Origin of the sequence: Rouxiella chamberiensis (assembly GCF_026967475.1) — a bacterium.
GTDB classification, from domain to species: Bacteria; Pseudomonadota; Gammaproteobacteria; order Enterobacterales; family Enterobacteriaceae; genus Rouxiella; species Rouxiella chamberiensis.
The window spans coordinates 256128-270948 of sequence record NZ_CP114058.1 but is presented as its reverse complement, the minus strand read 5'-3'; the positions used below and the strand labels follow the sequence as shown (position 1 = coordinate 270948).

Sequence of the window (14821 nt, the reverse complement as noted above, 5' to 3'; positions counted from 1 at the left end):
CACGGCGAGGCGACCTATTCAACGCCGTGTGTGCAGTCCTCTCTACCCCTCTCCCGATAAGTTGTCCGCTTTCGAGGTGAAATCCGGGATGGTTGCATTATCACTTTCGTCTTTGAGGTCGACGCCGGACAATCGTCGGACAAAGGCCTGTTCCAGCAGCCACGCGAGTTTGAAGGCCGCCTGAGGATAATCCAGACCTTCGGGGCGTACATTGGAAATGCAGTTACGTTCCGACTCCCTACGGCGCGTGTGGGGTCCCCAGGTCATATAAATGCCCAGGCTGTCGGGCGAAGAGAGTCCGGGGCGCTCGCCGAGCAAAATCGCCACGGCCTTCGCCTTCATGGTTTCGGCAATGTCGTCGCCGAGCGCAACGCGCGACTGATGCGCCAACACAACAGGCCCCACCTTGATACCCAGCGCACGCAGGTGAGGCAACAGCGCGGTGATCAGCGGCACAGCCTGCCGGTGTACGGCTTTGGACGACAGTCCGTCGGCGACCACCAGCAGCAAATCGATATCCTGCGCCGGTAATGCACGCAAAAACGCGCGACTTTCCTGAGACAGCTTGCGGCCAAGATCAGGACGGCAAAGGTAGGTGGTACGATCGGGTGCGGCACTGTCGACGCGCAGCGTCTTGAGGCCGAGCGCCTGAAGTTCAGGCTCAAGTTCTGGCTATTAAACGGCTGATGCACTGCATCGCGCGCCTGCGCATGTGCCATGCCAAAACGCAGCACTTCATCGGTTGGCAGACTTGCGCCGGTTCGCCCGAGCGCAATCCGCGCGGCGGTAAACTGTCTGAGTGTCTGCCAAGGATTCAGGTGTACCGACGGCAAGGCGGGTTTGTCATCTTTCTTGCTCATCAACGACCTCCCAGCTGCGGCAGATGCATCAACAGCGGATGAGACGCACGGGTGTCGCGCAGCCTGCCCGCGGGGTCGATAATCTGCATTTTTTCCAGCCATGCCCCGAATTCGGGCGCATGTTTCAGGCCCAAAAGCTCGCGAATATAGAGGGCGTCGTGAAAGGAGGTGCTCTGATAGTTCAGCATGATATCGTCCGCGCCGGGCACGCCAATCAGGAAGGTCAATCCGGCGGTGCCGAGCAGCGTGAGCAGCGTGTCCATGTCGTCCTGATCCGCTTCGGCGTGATTGGTATAACAGACATCACACCCCAGCGGCACGCCAAGCAGTTTTCCGCAGAAATGATCCTCCAGACCCGCGCGAATAATCTGCTTGCCGTCATAAAGGTATTCCGGTCCGATAAACCCCACCACGGTATTGACCAGCAGCGGCGAAAAGCGGCGCGCGATGGCGTAGGCCCGCGCCTCGCAGGTCTGTTGATCGACGCCGAAATGCGCGTTCGCCGACAGGCAACTGCCCTGTCCGGTTTCGAAATACATCACGTTATCGCCGAGCGTGCCACGGTTCAGGCTCAGCGCCGCCTGCTGCGCTTCTTCCAGCAGGGCCAGATTAATGCCAAATCCGCTATTGGCCGCTTCGCTCCCGGCAATGGACTGAAACACCAAATCCACCGGCGCGCCGCGCTCCACCAGCCGAATCGTGTTGGTAACGTGGGTCAGAATGCAGGACTGCGTCGGGATCTCGAAGCGGCTTATCACGTCATCCAGCATGTAGTTGAGATTTTCCAGCAGCGGCAGGCTGTCGCTGGCCGGATTAATGCCGATGACGGCGTCACCGGAGCCATACAGCAGCCCGTCGAGCATACTTGCCGCGATGCCCTGAAGATTATCGGTGGGATGATTCGGTTGCAGCCGCACGCTCATGTGCCCCGGCAACCCGATGGTGTTGCGAAAACGGGTGATCACCCGACATTTTTTGGCCACCAGAATCAGGTCCTGATTACGCATCAATTTGCTGACGGCGGCCGCCATTTCAGGGGTAATGCCTTTGGCGACGCGCGCCAGCACGGTGGAATCTGTCTCTTCGCCGAGCAGCCAGTCGCGGAAATCCCCCACCGTCAGATGCGAAATTTCAGCGAAAGCGGCGGCGTCATGGCTGTCGATGATTAACCGCGTGACCTCGTCATCTTCGTAGGGAATCAGCACCTGTTGCAAAAAGGTCTTGAGCGGCACCTCGGCGAGCGCCATCTTTGCCGCCATGCGCTCCTCTGCGCTGTCGGCGGCAATTTCTGCAAGATAGTCACCCGAACGCGCCGGAGACGCCTTGGCCATCAACTCACGCAGGTCGCGAAACTGATAGCTGCGGTGGCTTAACGTGGTCTGAAACATATCACTCCCTCGAAAGCCGGTTATTTAGTGCTTTTCACCGGAGCCGGTTTTAAACCCCTAAGCTGCGGGTCGGAAGCCGCATCGCTGCGGGCCTGATGGGTCAGCCTGAACCAGGCATAGGCCAGCAGCATCATGGCGGCAAAAATCAGGAACAGTAAAGTGTTGTAGTAGATCATCGCGCCAAGACAGACCAAGGCCAGCACTAGCGCCAGAGCGGGCGCAAAGGGATACAGCGGCGCACGAAACGGACGAATCAGCCGAGGCTCGCTGCGGCGCAGCTTGAACAGCGCCGCCATGGAAATAATATACATTACGATGGCGCCGAACACCGACATGGTCACAATATTGGCGGTCAGCGGCAAGCCGCCAATCACTATCAGCTGATCCGAGAAGATGGCGGCGATGCCGACTACGCCGCCGGCAATAATGCCCAGATGCGGGGTCTGAAAGCGCGCATTCACCGTCGCGAGCCGCCTGGGCAGATATCCCGCCCGCGCCAGCGCAAAAATCTGCCGCGAATATCCCATGATGATGCCGTGAAACGAGGCAATCAGCCCGAAAAGTCCGAGCCAGACCAGCATATGCAGCCAGCCGCTGTTACTGCCGACAATCAGTTTCATCGCCTGCGGCAGCGGGTCGTTGATGTTGGAGAGCTTGCTCCAGTCCCCTACGCCACCGGCAAACAGCATCACCCCGAGCGCCAGCACGGTTAAGGTAAGAATGCCGCCGATAAAGGCTTTCGGGATGGTTTGCTGTGGATCTTTGGCTTCTTCGGCCGCCATCGATGCCCCTTCGATGGCCAGGAAGAACCAGATGGCGAACGGAATGGCGGCAAACATTCCCGAAAATGCCGCCGGGGTAAAGGTGTCGCTGCCTGCCCAACCGCCGTGCGTAAAGTTCGCCATCTCGAATCCCGGTGCGACCACGCCCATAAATACCAGCAGTTCAAAGATGGCAAGCAGCGTAACCAGTAACTCGAAGGTGGCGGCGATGCTCACACCCAGAATATTGAGCGTCATAAAGACCAGATAGGCGCCCACGGCCACCCATTTGGGGTCGATGGCCGGAAACTGCACATTGAGGTAGGCACCAATCGCCATGGCAATGGCCGGTGGCGCGAAGACAAACTCAACAAGTGTTGCGAATCCGGCAATAAAACCGCCGGTGGGTCCAAAGGCGCGATAGGCGTAGGCAAAAGGCCCGCCCGCGTGGGGAATCGACGTGGTCAGCTCGGTAAAGCTGAAAATAAAGGCGCAGTACATCGCGGCTATCACTAATGCGGTAATGAGAAACCCCAGCGTACCGGCCTGCGCCCAGCCATAACTCCAGCCAAAATACTCCCCGGAGATCACCAGTCCCACGGCGATTCCCCACAGATGAAAACTGCCCAGCGTGCGTTTGAGCACGGGCGTTGCCGTTGTTTTTTGCATGTTTGATTCCCCAGCGTGACGAAGTGCTTCTATCCTGCAAGGGCTGTACCAACTTATGCAGCGCGGATTGACAGGCCAAGACCTGTGCATCACCTTTGTTGTGCCTCATTTTGGCGCGTGCCGTCACACCTTGCGTCTGTAACGGTGCGTGACCACATTGTGGGGCCTATTTCGCGGCCATCCTCACAGGCGTGTCATTTATCTTTGCTAGGATGAAGGCAGACCAGGACAAGGGGAATTTGATGAGCGAACAGCAGATATTGGAATGGATTGCACAAGATGACATGCGGATGCGGGCGCTGCGGGCGGTACAGACGCTGGGTCTGCACGATGTGTGTCTCGCGGCAGGCTTTGTGCGCAATCTGGTGTGGGATCGCCTGCATCGGCATGCGCAGACCACCCCGCTCAACGATATCGACGTGGTGTATTTTAATCCTCACGACCTTAGTCCCGAGACAGACAGCCGCCATGAACAGCAGTTAAAGGCGTTGCTTGCGCTGCCGTGGTCGGTCAAGAATCAGGCCCGCATGCATCTCAAATATGGCCGTGCGCCCTATCATTCTACGCGTGATGCCATTAGCTACTGGGTAGAAAAAGAGACGGCGATAGGTGTGCGGCTCAATGCGCAGGACGCCCTCGAGCTGGTCGCCCCGCTGGGCGTCGACAGTCTGTTTGCCTTCACCATCAGCGCCAATCCTCGACACGGCATGCCCGAGATACTGCTTTCACGCGCACGCGAAAAAGGCTGGACCACACGCTGGCCCGACTTACGGATTGAAATCTAACCCGTATTTTTTGCGTTTGTCGGTCAAAATCTGCGCCTGCTGCTTGACCACCTGCCAGATAGCTCGCGCAGCAGGCGACAGAGAACGGTTTTTACGTTTGACCAGCATCAGGGCACGATTCACTTCGGGCACCAGCGGGCGGATGACCAGTCGGCTTCCCGACGGCAGAGGCAGCGCCAGGGCAGGCAATACGCTGATGCCGATCCCCGCTTCCACCATCGGATACAGCGTTGCCGGATGGCCTATCTCCTGAACAACCTGATTTTTTACTGATAATTCGGCAAAGGCGCGGTCAATCAGTTGACGACTGCCGGATGAATAATCCTGCAGAACCAACCTTGCCTCGTTCAGCGCCGTCCACGGCACCTGTTCCTTCGCGGCGAGCGGATTATCTTCGTGACACAGCAGCAGGAAGGGTTCGTGCAGAATAATTTCGGTATCGAGATCGTTGCAATAACCGGGATCGATAACAATGCCGAAATCGACCTCCGCATTGCGCACACTGTTCAGCACCTGTTGCTGTGATTGATCCCTGAGCAAGATCTGAATATCAGGAAACAGGTCACCGCTGCTGGCAATGCATTGTGGCATGAGATGTGCCGAGATGGTTTGACTGGAGGCAACGCGAACCCGGCCATTCTGCTCCGTACCAAAACTGCGGGTGTCCAGCAGCATCGCGTGCAGTTCATCGAGCAGAGGCTCCACGCGGTTGGCAAGGCGGCGACCTGCGTCGGTCAGCGCCACTTCCCGTGTGGTACGGTCGAGCAGGCGCACACCCATTTCGCCTTCCAGCTCTTTAATATTGTGGCTAATGGCCGATTGACTCAGCCCAATCATCTCGCCGGTCCGGCTAAAACTGCCGTGACGCGCCACGGCAATAAATATCTTGAGCTGCTTGAGCGAATAGTTCATGAAAATAATTCATTAATGGATTAAATAAATCAATTTTATAATTCTACGCGAAAAGCACAGAATAGCCGCATTACTTCTTCATTATCGAGACAGCCATGAAAGCCCTGCGTTTTTTGCCCGATACCTTTACTCTGATGCTGGTCGCGACCGTTATTTTAGCGACACTGCTGCCCGCTCAGGGCATTTACATCACCGTCTTCAATGACTTGACCATCTTTGCCATCGGCCTCCTGTTCTTTATGCACGGCGCAAAACTGTCGCGGGCCGCGATTCTCGAAGGCAGCAACAACTGGCGTCTGCATCTCTGGGTGATGTTCAGCACCTTTATCCTGTTCCCGATTCTGGGTCTGTTGTTCCAGTGGTGGCATCCGGTCGATGTCAGCCCCGAGATCTACACCGGCTTCCTCTACCTTTGCGTACTGCCTGCGACCGTGCAGTCGGCCATTGCCTTTACCTCGATGGCAGGCGGTAACGTAGCCGCCGCCGTGTGCAGCGCGTCGGCGTCCAGCCTGCTGGGTATATTTGTATCCCCGCTGCTGGTCAGCGTGCTGATGCATGTTCAGGGCGATACGGGCAGCAGTCTGGATCAGGTGTGGCACATCGTATTGCAGTTGCTGGTGCCGTTTATTGCCGGTCACCTGCTGCGTCCGTGGATTGGCAAATTTGTCGATAAGCATAAGAAAATCATTGGCAAGACGGACCGCACCTCGATTCTGCTGGTGGTCTATACCGCCTTCAGCGAAGCCGTTACGCAGGGAATTTGGCACAAGGTTGGGCTGGGATCGTTCGCGTTTATCGTTGGGGTGTGTATCGTGCTGGTCGCACTGGTGATTGTTTTCAACACCTATATGGCGCGCTGGATGGGCTTCTCGAAAGCCGACGAAATCACCATCGTCTTCTGTGGTTCCAAAAGAGTCTGGCCAACGGCATTCCGCTGGCCAATATTCTGTTCCCGGTCAGCGCAATCGGCATGATGGTACTGCCGCTGATGATTTTCCATCAGGTTCAGCTGATGATTTGCGCCGTACTCGCCAAGCGCTATCACGACAAACAGCTAAAGCTGGAAAACGAAAAGCTGCAGCAGGCAGCCCCCGCCGTCAAGACGCAGGCAAAAGTAAACTAAAACTCTGGGCGCGAGGTTAGCGCTCGTCGTTGTCTGAATACTTTTCGTTATACGGCATCTTCTGAGGGGACGATGCCGCATTGGCCCCGCGTTTCAGCGGGGTCAGCAAATCCTGAAGACCTTCGATTTTAATGGCGAGCGCCATTTCCATCAGCATGCCTAGTTTCCCTTCCGGAAATTCGCCCTTTCGGGCGAACCACAGCAAATACTCTTCAGGCAGGTCGATTAATACCCGCCCCTGATATTTACCGAAAGGCATGACCGTATTGGCAATGTCGATCAGATTCTCTTTTTCCATCCTGATTACCCCTGACCGAGATCCAGCAGGCGGATCATTTCCTGTTCATCAATAACGGCAATCCCCAGCTCCTGTGCCTTCGCAAGCTTGGAGCCCGCCGCTTCACCGGCGATCACCATGTCGGTTTTTTCGACACGCTGCCGGTCACTTTCGCCCCGAGCGCCGTCAGGCGATCCTTGGCTTCGTCACGGGATAAAATCGACAGCGACCCGGTGAGCACCAGCACTTTACCCGCGAAAGGACTGTCAATCTCTTCGGCAACGATCACTTTCGGCGCTGGCCAGTGCACGTTGATTTCAGGGCTGAGCAGCTCGTCAATGACCTGCTGGTTATGCTCTTCGGCGAGGAAATTGACCACGTGTTTTGCGACCACATCGCCGACGTCCTGCACCTGTTTCAGCGACTCGACGTCGGCCGCACGCAGCGCGTCGATGGTGCCGTAATGGGCTGCCAGATTTGCCGCCGTAGCTTCGCCGACTTCACGAATGCCGAGCGCATAGAGGAAGCGGGCAAAGGTGGTTGATTTGGCCTTCTCGAGCGCCGAGGCGAGATTCTGCGCCGATTTGGGCCCCATGCGGTCCAGACCGGTCATTATGCCCGCACTTAAACGAAACAGGTCGGCCGGATTCTTGACGTACTCTTTCTCGACGAGCTGGTCGATAATCTTGTCGCCCATGCCATCGACGTCCAGCGCGCGGCGAGACACGAAGTGTTTCAGCGCCTCTTTGCGCTGCGCGCCGCAGAACAGTCCGCCGGTGCAGCGGGCAACCGCTTCGCCCTCTACACGTTCGACGTCGGAATGACAGACAGGACAGTGCGTCGGGAAGCTGACTTCGCGCGCCGCTTCCGGCCGACGATCGGCAATGATGCCCACCACTTGGGGAATCACGTCGCCCGCACGGCGCACAATAACCGTATCGCCAATCTTGAGGCCCAGACGTTCAATCTCGTCGGCATTGTGCAGCGTGGCATTGCTGACCATCACGCCCGCCACCAGCACCGGTTCAAGACGTGCCACCGGCGTGATCGCGCCCGTGCGGCCTACCTGAAACTCAACGTCTTTGACCTGCGTAATCTGCTCTTGTGCAGGGAATTTAAACGCCGTGGCCCAGCGCGGCGCGCGGGCAACAAAGCCGAGCGTTTCCTGCGTATCCAGCGCATCGATTTTAACGACTACGCCGTCGATATCGAATCCCAGCTGCGGACGGTCAGCTTCAACCTGGCGATAAAACGCCAGCACTTCTTCGCTGCCGGTGCAGAGCTTCACGCGGTCGCTGACCGGCAAGCCCCATTGTTTGAACTGCTGTAAACGACCTAGGTGGCTGGGCGGCAAGGTGCCGCCGTCCAGCGCGCCGACGCCATAGCAGAAGAAGGTCAGCGGACGTTTGGCGGTAATGCGCGGGTCCAGCTGACGCAGGGAGCCTGCCGCCGCATTGCGCGGGTTGGCAAACACCTTGCCGCCCGTGCGTCTCGCCTCTTCGTTCAAGGCCTCGAAACCTGGCTGCGGCATGAACACTTCGCCGCGCACCTCGAGTCGAGCAGGAATATTGTCACCGCTGAGGCGCAGCGGAATGGCGCGGATGGTGCGCACATTCGTGGTGATATTTTCACCGGTCGTGCCGTCGCCGCGCGTGGCGGCCTGCACCAGCTCGCCGTTTTCATAAAGCAGGCTGACGGCAAGCCCGTCGAGCTTGAGTTCACAGCAAAAGGTCAACGGCGTGGTGACTTTCAGTCTGTCCTGCACGCGTTTATAGAAAGACAGGAAGCTGGCTTCGTCGAACACGTTGTCCAGTGACAGCATCGGCACCTGATGCCTGACCTGTTCAAAGGCGGAGATGGGCGCGGCCCCGACGCGTTGCGTTGGCGAATCTGGCGTGACGAGTTCGGGATGCGCTTCTTCCAGCGCGCGCAGTTCGCGCATGAGGCGGTCGTATTCGGCATCGGGAACGTCGGGGGCATCCAGCACGTGATACTGGTATTCATGATGACGCAGCTGGGCGCGCAGTGTGTCTATCTGATTTTGAATTGAGGCCATGGCTCACCATCTTGAAGATAAAAAACCCTCGACATGCCAACATGCGAGGGTTAGTAGAAGTGTGTCAGATTTTAGCTCATCCTGCGGCGTGAGCGAAGAACTAGGCGGTATTTTCCAGCACTTCGCGGATACGCGCTTTATAGGTTTCGAGCTTCTGCGGCGTAATCATCCGACGTTCGTCATCCCACACTACGGCTCCCACGTCGTCAGCAATGCGCTGGGCAGACTGAAGCAGCAGTTTGAAGTTCTGATGGGCATCGCCGAAGCAGGGCACCATCATGAACAGCGTAATGCCGGGGGTCGAGAAATCAGACATATTCTCGGGGTCGAAGGAACCCGGTTTCACCATGTTGGCCAGACTGAACAGCACGGGACCGCTGCCGGAAGGGCTGACGTGGCGATGGAAGATGTTCATCGCACCAAACTGGAAACCGGCCTGCAAGACGCTTTGCAGCAAGACTTCACCGCCAATGACACCGCCATGATGTGCGGCAACGTGCAGCACAAGAACCGTTTCTTTCAGTTTCTCTCTCACCGGCTCGTCCTGTTCTTCAGGCTCGGCTAGCGCGAAAGGCTGAGGTTCGGCGCGCGCGGCAGGTGCAGCGTCGGCATGGATTTCAGCCGGTGGCACAGGTGCCGTATGCTCGCGGGCAGGCTGAGCAACAGGCTCGGCTGGCGCGTAGGCAGTATCGGCCGCCGAGTAGCCGCTTAACAGCGGGTCATCGTAATGTGCGGCTGGCTGCGGCGGCTGAACCGGTGCCTGTGAAGGCGCGGGACGCTGCTGCGGTGCCTGCTGGGCTGGTCGCTGGGCATCAGGCTGGGCCTGAACCGGCGACGGCTGGCCTGGCTGATGCTGCGCAGGTTGAGGTTGTGCTGGCTGATGTTGGGCCGGCTGAGGCTGGGCAGGTGCCTGCAGTGCGCGCTTGGGATCGGCATGCATCGGGGCAAACTTCTCAGCTTCGTCATAGCTTCCCATCGTAGGTTCGTCATGTGGATGGGCCGAGCGCACGCGCACTTCTCCCACCCCATCAACGAAGTCTTCGTTCGGGGATTGCTCTCGTTCTTTTTTCACTCGTTTAGCTGGACGATCGCGAAAAAGCGAAGAGCGTTCTTTACGGCTGGTCCACAAACCGTGCAATAACAACGCTATTATGGCGATCGCACCAACAACGATTAATATCAGACGCAAGTCCTGCATCATTGCTATCTCTGTTGTTCTTTATCCATCATCCTTCGAAATACAAGGCGTCGGCTTCTTCCACTTACCCTAATCACTTAGTTGGCTAAGCTCCCAGGAATACGTGTGATTGCCGCCTACCCGCGTCTCGAATGCTTTTGGGTAATAATTCATTGCCAACGCGGCAAACATTCACCTATCTAACTCTATTTGGCTGAGTTGATAAGTGCAAGTCTGGACACAGTTTTATGCTAATAAAGATGATTGTTGCATCCTTTTTGACTATTTTTCAGCCAACAAGTGCCTAGTCAGTGCAAAATCATATCGATATGATAGCCCAGCCTATTCAATAGAGAGAGAAAATTTCTTTTATGTCGTCATCCGATGTCAATGGAGTGCACTATTTTACCCAGGGTTGGAAACTCATCTCCCTGCCTGGAATTCGCCGTTTCGTGATTATCCCGCTGCTGGTCAACGTGGTGCTGATGGGCGGCGCGTTTCTGGTGGTTGTTTAATAGATTGGGTGAATGGATCCCCGCGCTAATGCGCCATGTTCCCGAGTGGCTGCGCTGGCTGGACTACCTCATCTGGCCGATTGCCGTGGCCTCCGTGCTGCTGGTGTTCAGCTTCTTCTTCAGCACGCTTGCCAATCTCATTGCCGCGCCTTTCAGCGGATTACTGGCAGAGCAGCTCGAAGCCCGTCTGACCGGAAAATCCATTCCCGACAGCGGCATCTGGGGCATCATGAAAGATCTGCCGCGCATCATGAAGCGCGAGATGCAAAAGCTGGCCTACTACCTGCCACGCGCCCTGCTGCTGCTGATTCTGCATTTTATTCCGGGCGTAGGCCAAACCCTGGCCCCGATCCTGTGGTTCTTTTTCAGCGCCTGGATGCTGAGCATCCAGTATTGCGACTACCCTTTTGACAACCACAAGGTTAGCTTTGCCGACATGCGCCGCTCGCTTGGCCGCAACAAGGTCGACAACCTGCAATTTGGCGCGCTGGTAAGCATATTTACGCTGGTGCCCGTGCTGAATCTGCTGATTTTGCCGGTGGCGGTGTGCGGGGCGACGGCAATGTGGGTCGATCGTTACCGCGATGTGCACGTCAGGCGTTAGGGTTTTGTACTAAAATAAAAACTTATTTCGGAAACACATAACATATACCAATTGTTTACTTCACTGGGGTAAACGTTCGAGTATGCTTTTTGTGGATTCCTCTTAATTTCATAACAATATCATCAAAAGATTACGACATAAGGTAGACACGGTTATGAGCAAGATCTTTGAAGACAATTCATTAACCATCGGCCATACGCCGCTGGTGCGCCTGAATCGTATCGGTAATGGCCGCATTCTCGCCAAGGTCGAATCACGCAATCCGAGCTTTAGTGTTAAATGTCGTATCGGCGCCAACATGATTTGGGAAGCCGAAAAAAGCGGCGTCCTGACCAAAGACATTGAGCTTGTCGAGCCGACGAGCGGCAACACCGGTATCGCACTGGCCTACGTGGCGGCCGCGCGCGGCTACAAGCTGACGCTGACCATGCCCGAAACCATGAGCGTCGAGCGTCGCAAGCTGCTGAAAGCACTGGGTGCCAATCTGGTGCTGACCGAAGGTGCCAAGGGCATGAAAGGTGCCATCGCCAAGGCCGAAGAGATTCAGGCAAGCGATCCGAACCGTTATCTTATCCTTCAGCAGTTCAGCAATCCGGCAAACCCGGCTATCCACGAGAAAACCACCGGTCCTGAAATCTGGGAAGATACCGACGGTGACGTTGACGTGCTGATTGCAGGTGTAGGAACCGGCGGCACCATTACAGGGGCTGGGCGTTTTCTGAAAAGTAGGAAGAGCAGCATTACGCTGGTTGCCGTGGAACCTACCGATTCGCCGGTCATTACCCAGACGCTGGCCGGTCAGGAAGTCAAGCCGGGTCCACATAAGATTCAGGGTATCGGCGCGGGCTTTATTCCAGGCAACCTGGACTTGGAGCTTATCGACCGCGTTTCATTGATTACCAATGATGAATCAATGGATTACGCGCGTCGTTTAATGGAGGAAGAAGGCATTCTGGCCGGTATTTCTTCAGGTGCAGCGGTCGCGGCGGCGGTGAAACTTTCCGAAGAAGCCGACTATGCCGACAAAACGATTGTGGTGATTCTGCCCTCTTCCGGCGAGCGCTATCTGAGTACCGCATTGTTTGCAGATTTGTTTACGGAAAAAGAATTGCAACAATAAGGTCATCTCCATTCCATTGAACAAAAAAGCACCTTGATAGGTGCTTTTTTGTGGTCCACATCAAAGTTTGGTGCAGTTCGTGATTGATTTTACCTGCCAGGTTTAGTATTTAACCCATCAATTATTTCGCTGCATAAAATTAATCGCTGATACAATTGCCTGAGGCTGAATCGATTTACCGATTTGTTACAGCAAGGTAAATAGCGGCATAATGGAAAAGGAACGGAAAAGATTTTGCATGGGGCTGGCAATACTGTTTCTTCATGCGGGTTTTCGCTCTTCCCGTTGCATCGAAGTTTGCCTCTGAACCATCATCAGGTGCGAATCTCACAGGCTAAAGCAAGGTCTATGGACTAAACTTTAGCTCCACAACATTACTTTAAATTAAGTTGGGGAAACATCAATGTTCCAGCAAGAAGTCACTATTACTGCTCCAAATGGTCTGCATACTCGTCCTGCTGCACAATTTGTGAAGGAAGCAAAAGGTTTCACTTCAGACATTACCGTGACCTCGAACGGAAAAAGTGCCAGCGCCAAAAGCCTGTTCAAGCTGCAAACTCTGGGTCTGACTCAGGGCACCGTGGTGACCCTTTCCGCTGAAGGCGAAGACGAGCAGAAAGCCGTCGAGCACTTGGTAAAACTGATGGCAGAGCTCGAATAAGAAGCTTGGTCAGAGAGACAGTAACAGGACGTTTTACTCTCTAAGTCTTAAACCTTTTAAGTCAATCACTTACAAGTATAAAAACTTAATGCTGTAACAATGTCCTGAACGGTTTCCGAAGAGTTAACACCAGTCAACAGAAAGGTAGGGTTATGATTTCAGGCATTTTAGTATCTCCCGGTATTGCTTTCGGCAAGGCGTTGTTGCTGAAGGAAGATGAAATTGTCATCGACCGGAAAAAAATCTCTCCTGAGCAAGTCGATCAGGAAGTTGAACGTTTTCTGTCTGGCCGTGCGAAAGCCTCTGCACAGCTGGAAACGATCAAGACCAAAGCCGGCGAGACCTTCGGTGAAGAGAAAGAAGCCATCTTCGAAGGCCACATCATGTTGTTGGAAGACGAAGAGCTAGAACAAGAAATCATAGCCCTCATCAAAGATGACAAGTCCTCTGCCGACGCCGCCGCCTACTCCGTTATCGAAGGCCAGGCCAAGGCGCTGGAAGAGCTTGACGACGAATACCTGAAAGAGCGCGCCGCCGACGTGCGCGACATCGGCAAACGCCTGCTGCGCAATATTCTGGGCATGCCCATCATCGATCTCGGCTCCATTCAGGATGAAGTGATTCTGGTTGCCACCGATTTGACCCCTTCCGAAACCGCGCAGCTGAACCTGAACAAGGTACTGGGTTTCATCACCGATTTGGGCGGCCGTACGTCGCACACCTCCATCATGGCGCGTTCTCTGGAACTCCCGGCCATCGTTGGCACCAGTGATGTCACCAAGCAGGTGAAAAACGGCGATTATCTGATTCTCGACGCCGTAAACAATAAAATCTATCTCAACCCGACGCCGGAAGTTATCGAAGAGCTGAAAGCCGATTACAGCCAGTATGTCAGCGAAAAAGACGAGCTGGCCAAGCTGAAAGATCTGCCCGCTATCACGCTTGACGGCCATCAGGTTGAAGTCTGCGCCAACATCGGTACCGTGCGCGACGTCGCCGGTGCAGAGCGCAACGGCGCGGAAGGCGTGGGTCTGTATCGTACCGAATTCCTGTTTATGGACCGCGACAGCCTGCCGACCGAAGAAGAGCAGTTCCAGGCCTACAAAGCCGTGGCCGAGGCGATGGGCTCACAGGCTGTTATTGTGCGCACCATGGATATCGGCGGCGACAAAGAGTTGCCGTACATGAACCTGCCGAAGGAAGAGAACCCGTTCCTGGGCTGGCGCGCCATTCGTATCTGTCTGGATCGCAAGGAAATCCTTCACGACCAATTACGTGCGATTCTGCGTGCTTCCGCGTTCGGCAAATTGCGTATCATGTTCCCGATGGTGATTTCCGTTGAAGAAGTGCGCGAGCTGAACGCCGAGCTGAAACTGCTGAAAGCGCAACTGCGTGACGAAGCCAAAGCCTTTGACGAGACGATTGAAGTGGGCGTGATGGTGGAAACACCGGCGGCTGCGGTTATCGCTCACCATCTGGCGAAAGAAGTCGATTTCTTCAGTATTGGTACAAATGACCTTACCCAGTATACTCTGGCAGTAGATCGCGGTAATGAACTGATTTCTCATCTTTATAATCCGATGTCCCCTTCGGTGCTTGCCCTTATCAAGCAGGTTATCGATGCCTCACACGCCGCAGGAAAGTGGACGGGCATGTGTGGAGAGCTAGCAGGTGACGAACGTGCTACACTTCTCTTATTGGGCATGGGTCTGGATGAGTTCAGCATGAGCGCTATCTCAATCCCACGCATCAAGAAAATTATTCGTAATACAAACTTCGAAGATGTGAAGGCGCTGGCAGAAGAGGCTCTAGCCCAACCTACGGCGCAAGAGTTGATGAATTTGGTCAACAAATTCATTGAAGAGAAAACACTCTGCTAATTGCGCGTTGCTGGAAAGCTGCCCAAATTAATG

9 protein-coding genes and 4 pseudogenes are annotated in these 14821 nt (G+C 55.3%); 6 read left to right on the top strand and 7 right to left on the bottom strand.

Features of this window, described 5'->3' with window-relative positions; genetic code table 11:
* Positions 1-42: 42 nt before the first annotated feature.
* The 3 genes and pseudogenes from eutC to eat form a co-directional block, all read right to left on the bottom strand.
* Positions 43-860, bottom strand: a pseudogene (gene eutC / locus O1V66_RS01250) (ethanolamine ammonia-lyase subunit EutC).
* Entirely contained in the window at positions 860-2248 is a 1389-nt protein-coding gene (locus tag O1V66_RS01245; protein WP_045047515.1) for an ethanolamine ammonia-lyase subunit EutB, read from the bottom strand. The pseudogene eutC and the gene O1V66_RS01245 overlap by 1 nt, the downstream one beginning before the upstream one ends.
* Positions 2249-2268: 20 nt before the next feature.
* Positions 2269-3678: an ethanolamine permease gene (eat, locus tag O1V66_RS01240; RefSeq protein WP_045047516.1), complete on the bottom strand. Its 1410-nt coding sequence runs from the start codon at positions 3676-3678 to the stop codon at positions 2269-2271.
* Positions 3679-3920: 242 nt separating this feature from the next.
* Here eat and O1V66_RS01235 point away from each other — a divergent pair, with 242 nt between their 5' ends.
* Positions 3921-4463, top strand: a complete 543-nt coding sequence (locus O1V66_RS01235; RefSeq protein WP_045047517.1) for a nucleotidyltransferase family protein — start codon at positions 3921-3923, stop codon at positions 4461-4463.
* Here O1V66_RS01235 and O1V66_RS01230 read toward each other — a convergent pair.
* Positions 4446-5375, bottom strand: a complete 930-nt coding sequence (locus O1V66_RS01230) for a LysR family transcriptional regulator (RefSeq protein ID WP_045047518.1) — start codon at positions 5373-5375, stop codon at positions 4446-4448. The genes O1V66_RS01235 and O1V66_RS01230 overlap by 18 nt on opposite strands.
* Before the next feature lie 95 nt (positions 5376-5470).
* Here O1V66_RS01230 and O1V66_RS01225 point away from each other — a divergent pair.
* A pseudogene (locus tag O1V66_RS01225) lies at positions 5471-6498 on the top strand (bile acid:sodium symporter family protein).
* A 16-nt stretch (positions 6499-6514) separates the two neighbouring features.
* Here the strand turns inward: O1V66_RS01225 and O1V66_RS01220 are convergent.
* The 3 genes and pseudogenes from O1V66_RS01220 to zipA all read right to left on the bottom strand — a co-directional run bounded on the left by O1V66_RS01220 (position 6515) and on the right by zipA (position 10032).
* Positions 6515-6796: a DUF3820 family protein gene (locus tag O1V66_RS01220; RefSeq protein WP_241481384.1), complete on the bottom strand. Its 282-nt coding sequence runs from the start codon at positions 6794-6796 to the stop codon at positions 6515-6517.
* Positions 6797-6801: 5 nt separating this feature from the next.
* Positions 6802-8831: pseudogene (gene ligA, locus O1V66_RS01215) on the bottom strand (NAD-dependent DNA ligase LigA).
* A 100-nt stretch (positions 8832-8931) separates the two neighbouring features.
* Complete coding sequence (gene zipA, locus O1V66_RS01210; protein ID WP_045047521.1) at positions 8932-10032, bottom strand: cell division protein ZipA; 1101 nt, start codon at positions 10030-10032, stop codon at positions 8932-8934.
* A 347-nt stretch (positions 10033-10379) separates the two neighbouring features.
* Between zipA and cysZ the strand changes: the two are divergent.
* The 4 genes and pseudogenes from cysZ (at position 10380) to ptsI (ending at position 14788) form a co-directional block, all read left to right on the top strand.
* Positions 10380-11127, top strand: a pseudogene (cysZ, locus tag O1V66_RS01205) (sulfate transporter CysZ).
* A gap of 154 nt (positions 11128-11281) precedes the next feature.
* Positions 11282-12247 carry a cysteine synthase A gene (gene cysK, locus O1V66_RS01200; RefSeq protein WP_045047523.1) on the top strand — a complete coding sequence of 322 codons (966 nt, stop codon included), beginning with the start codon at positions 11282-11284 and terminating at the stop codon, positions 12245-12247.
* Positions 12248-12650: 403 nt separating this feature from the next.
* The gene (gene ptsH, locus O1V66_RS01195; protein WP_003038086.1) at positions 12651-12908 is read left to right on the top strand and encodes a phosphocarrier protein Hpr; all 258 of its coding nucleotides are present in this window, start codon (positions 12651-12653) and stop codon (positions 12906-12908) included.
* Positions 12909-13060: 152 nt separating this feature from the next.
* Positions 13061-14788, top strand: coding sequence for a phosphoenolpyruvate-protein phosphotransferase PtsI (ptsI, locus tag O1V66_RS01190; protein ID WP_045047524.1), 1728 nt, complete (start codon positions 13061-13063; stop codon positions 14786-14788).
* Positions 14789-14821: the final 33 nt, after the last annotated feature.

What these genes read in the sequence shown, in the direction of transcription:
- O1V66_RS01245 (WP_045047515.1), bottom strand. Translation starts at nt 2,248, where the DNA reads ATGTTTCAGACCACGTTAAGCCACCGCAGCTATCAGTTTCGCGACCTG.
- eat (WP_045047516.1), bottom strand. Translation starts at nt 3,678, where the DNA reads ATGCAAAAAACAACGGCAACGCCCGTGCTCAAACGCACGCTGGGCAGT.
- O1V66_RS01220 (WP_241481384.1), bottom strand. Translation starts at nt 6,796, where the DNA reads ATGGAAAAAGAGAATCTGATCGACATTGCCAATACGGTCATGCCTTTC.
- ptsI (WP_045047524.1), top strand. Translation starts at nt 13,061, where the DNA reads ATGATTTCAGGCATTTTAGTATCTCCCGGTATTGCTTTCGGCAAGGCG.
- O1V66_RS01230 (WP_045047518.1), bottom strand. Translation starts at nt 5,375, where the DNA reads ATGAACTATTCGCTCAAGCAGCTCAAGATATTTATTGCCGTGGCGCGT.
- cysK (WP_045047523.1), top strand. Translation starts at nt 11,282, where the DNA reads ATGAGCAAGATCTTTGAAGACAATTCATTAACCATCGGCCATACGCCG.
- O1V66_RS01235 (WP_045047517.1), top strand. Translation starts at nt 3,921, where the DNA reads ATGAGCGAACAGCAGATATTGGAATGGATTGCACAAGATGACATGCGG.
- ptsH (WP_003038086.1), top strand. Translation starts at nt 12,651, where the DNA reads ATGTTCCAGCAAGAAGTCACTATTACTGCTCCAAATGGTCTGCATACT.
- zipA (WP_045047521.1), bottom strand. Translation starts at nt 10,032, where the DNA reads ATGATGCAGGACTTGCGTCTGATATTAATCGTTGTTGGTGCGATCGCC.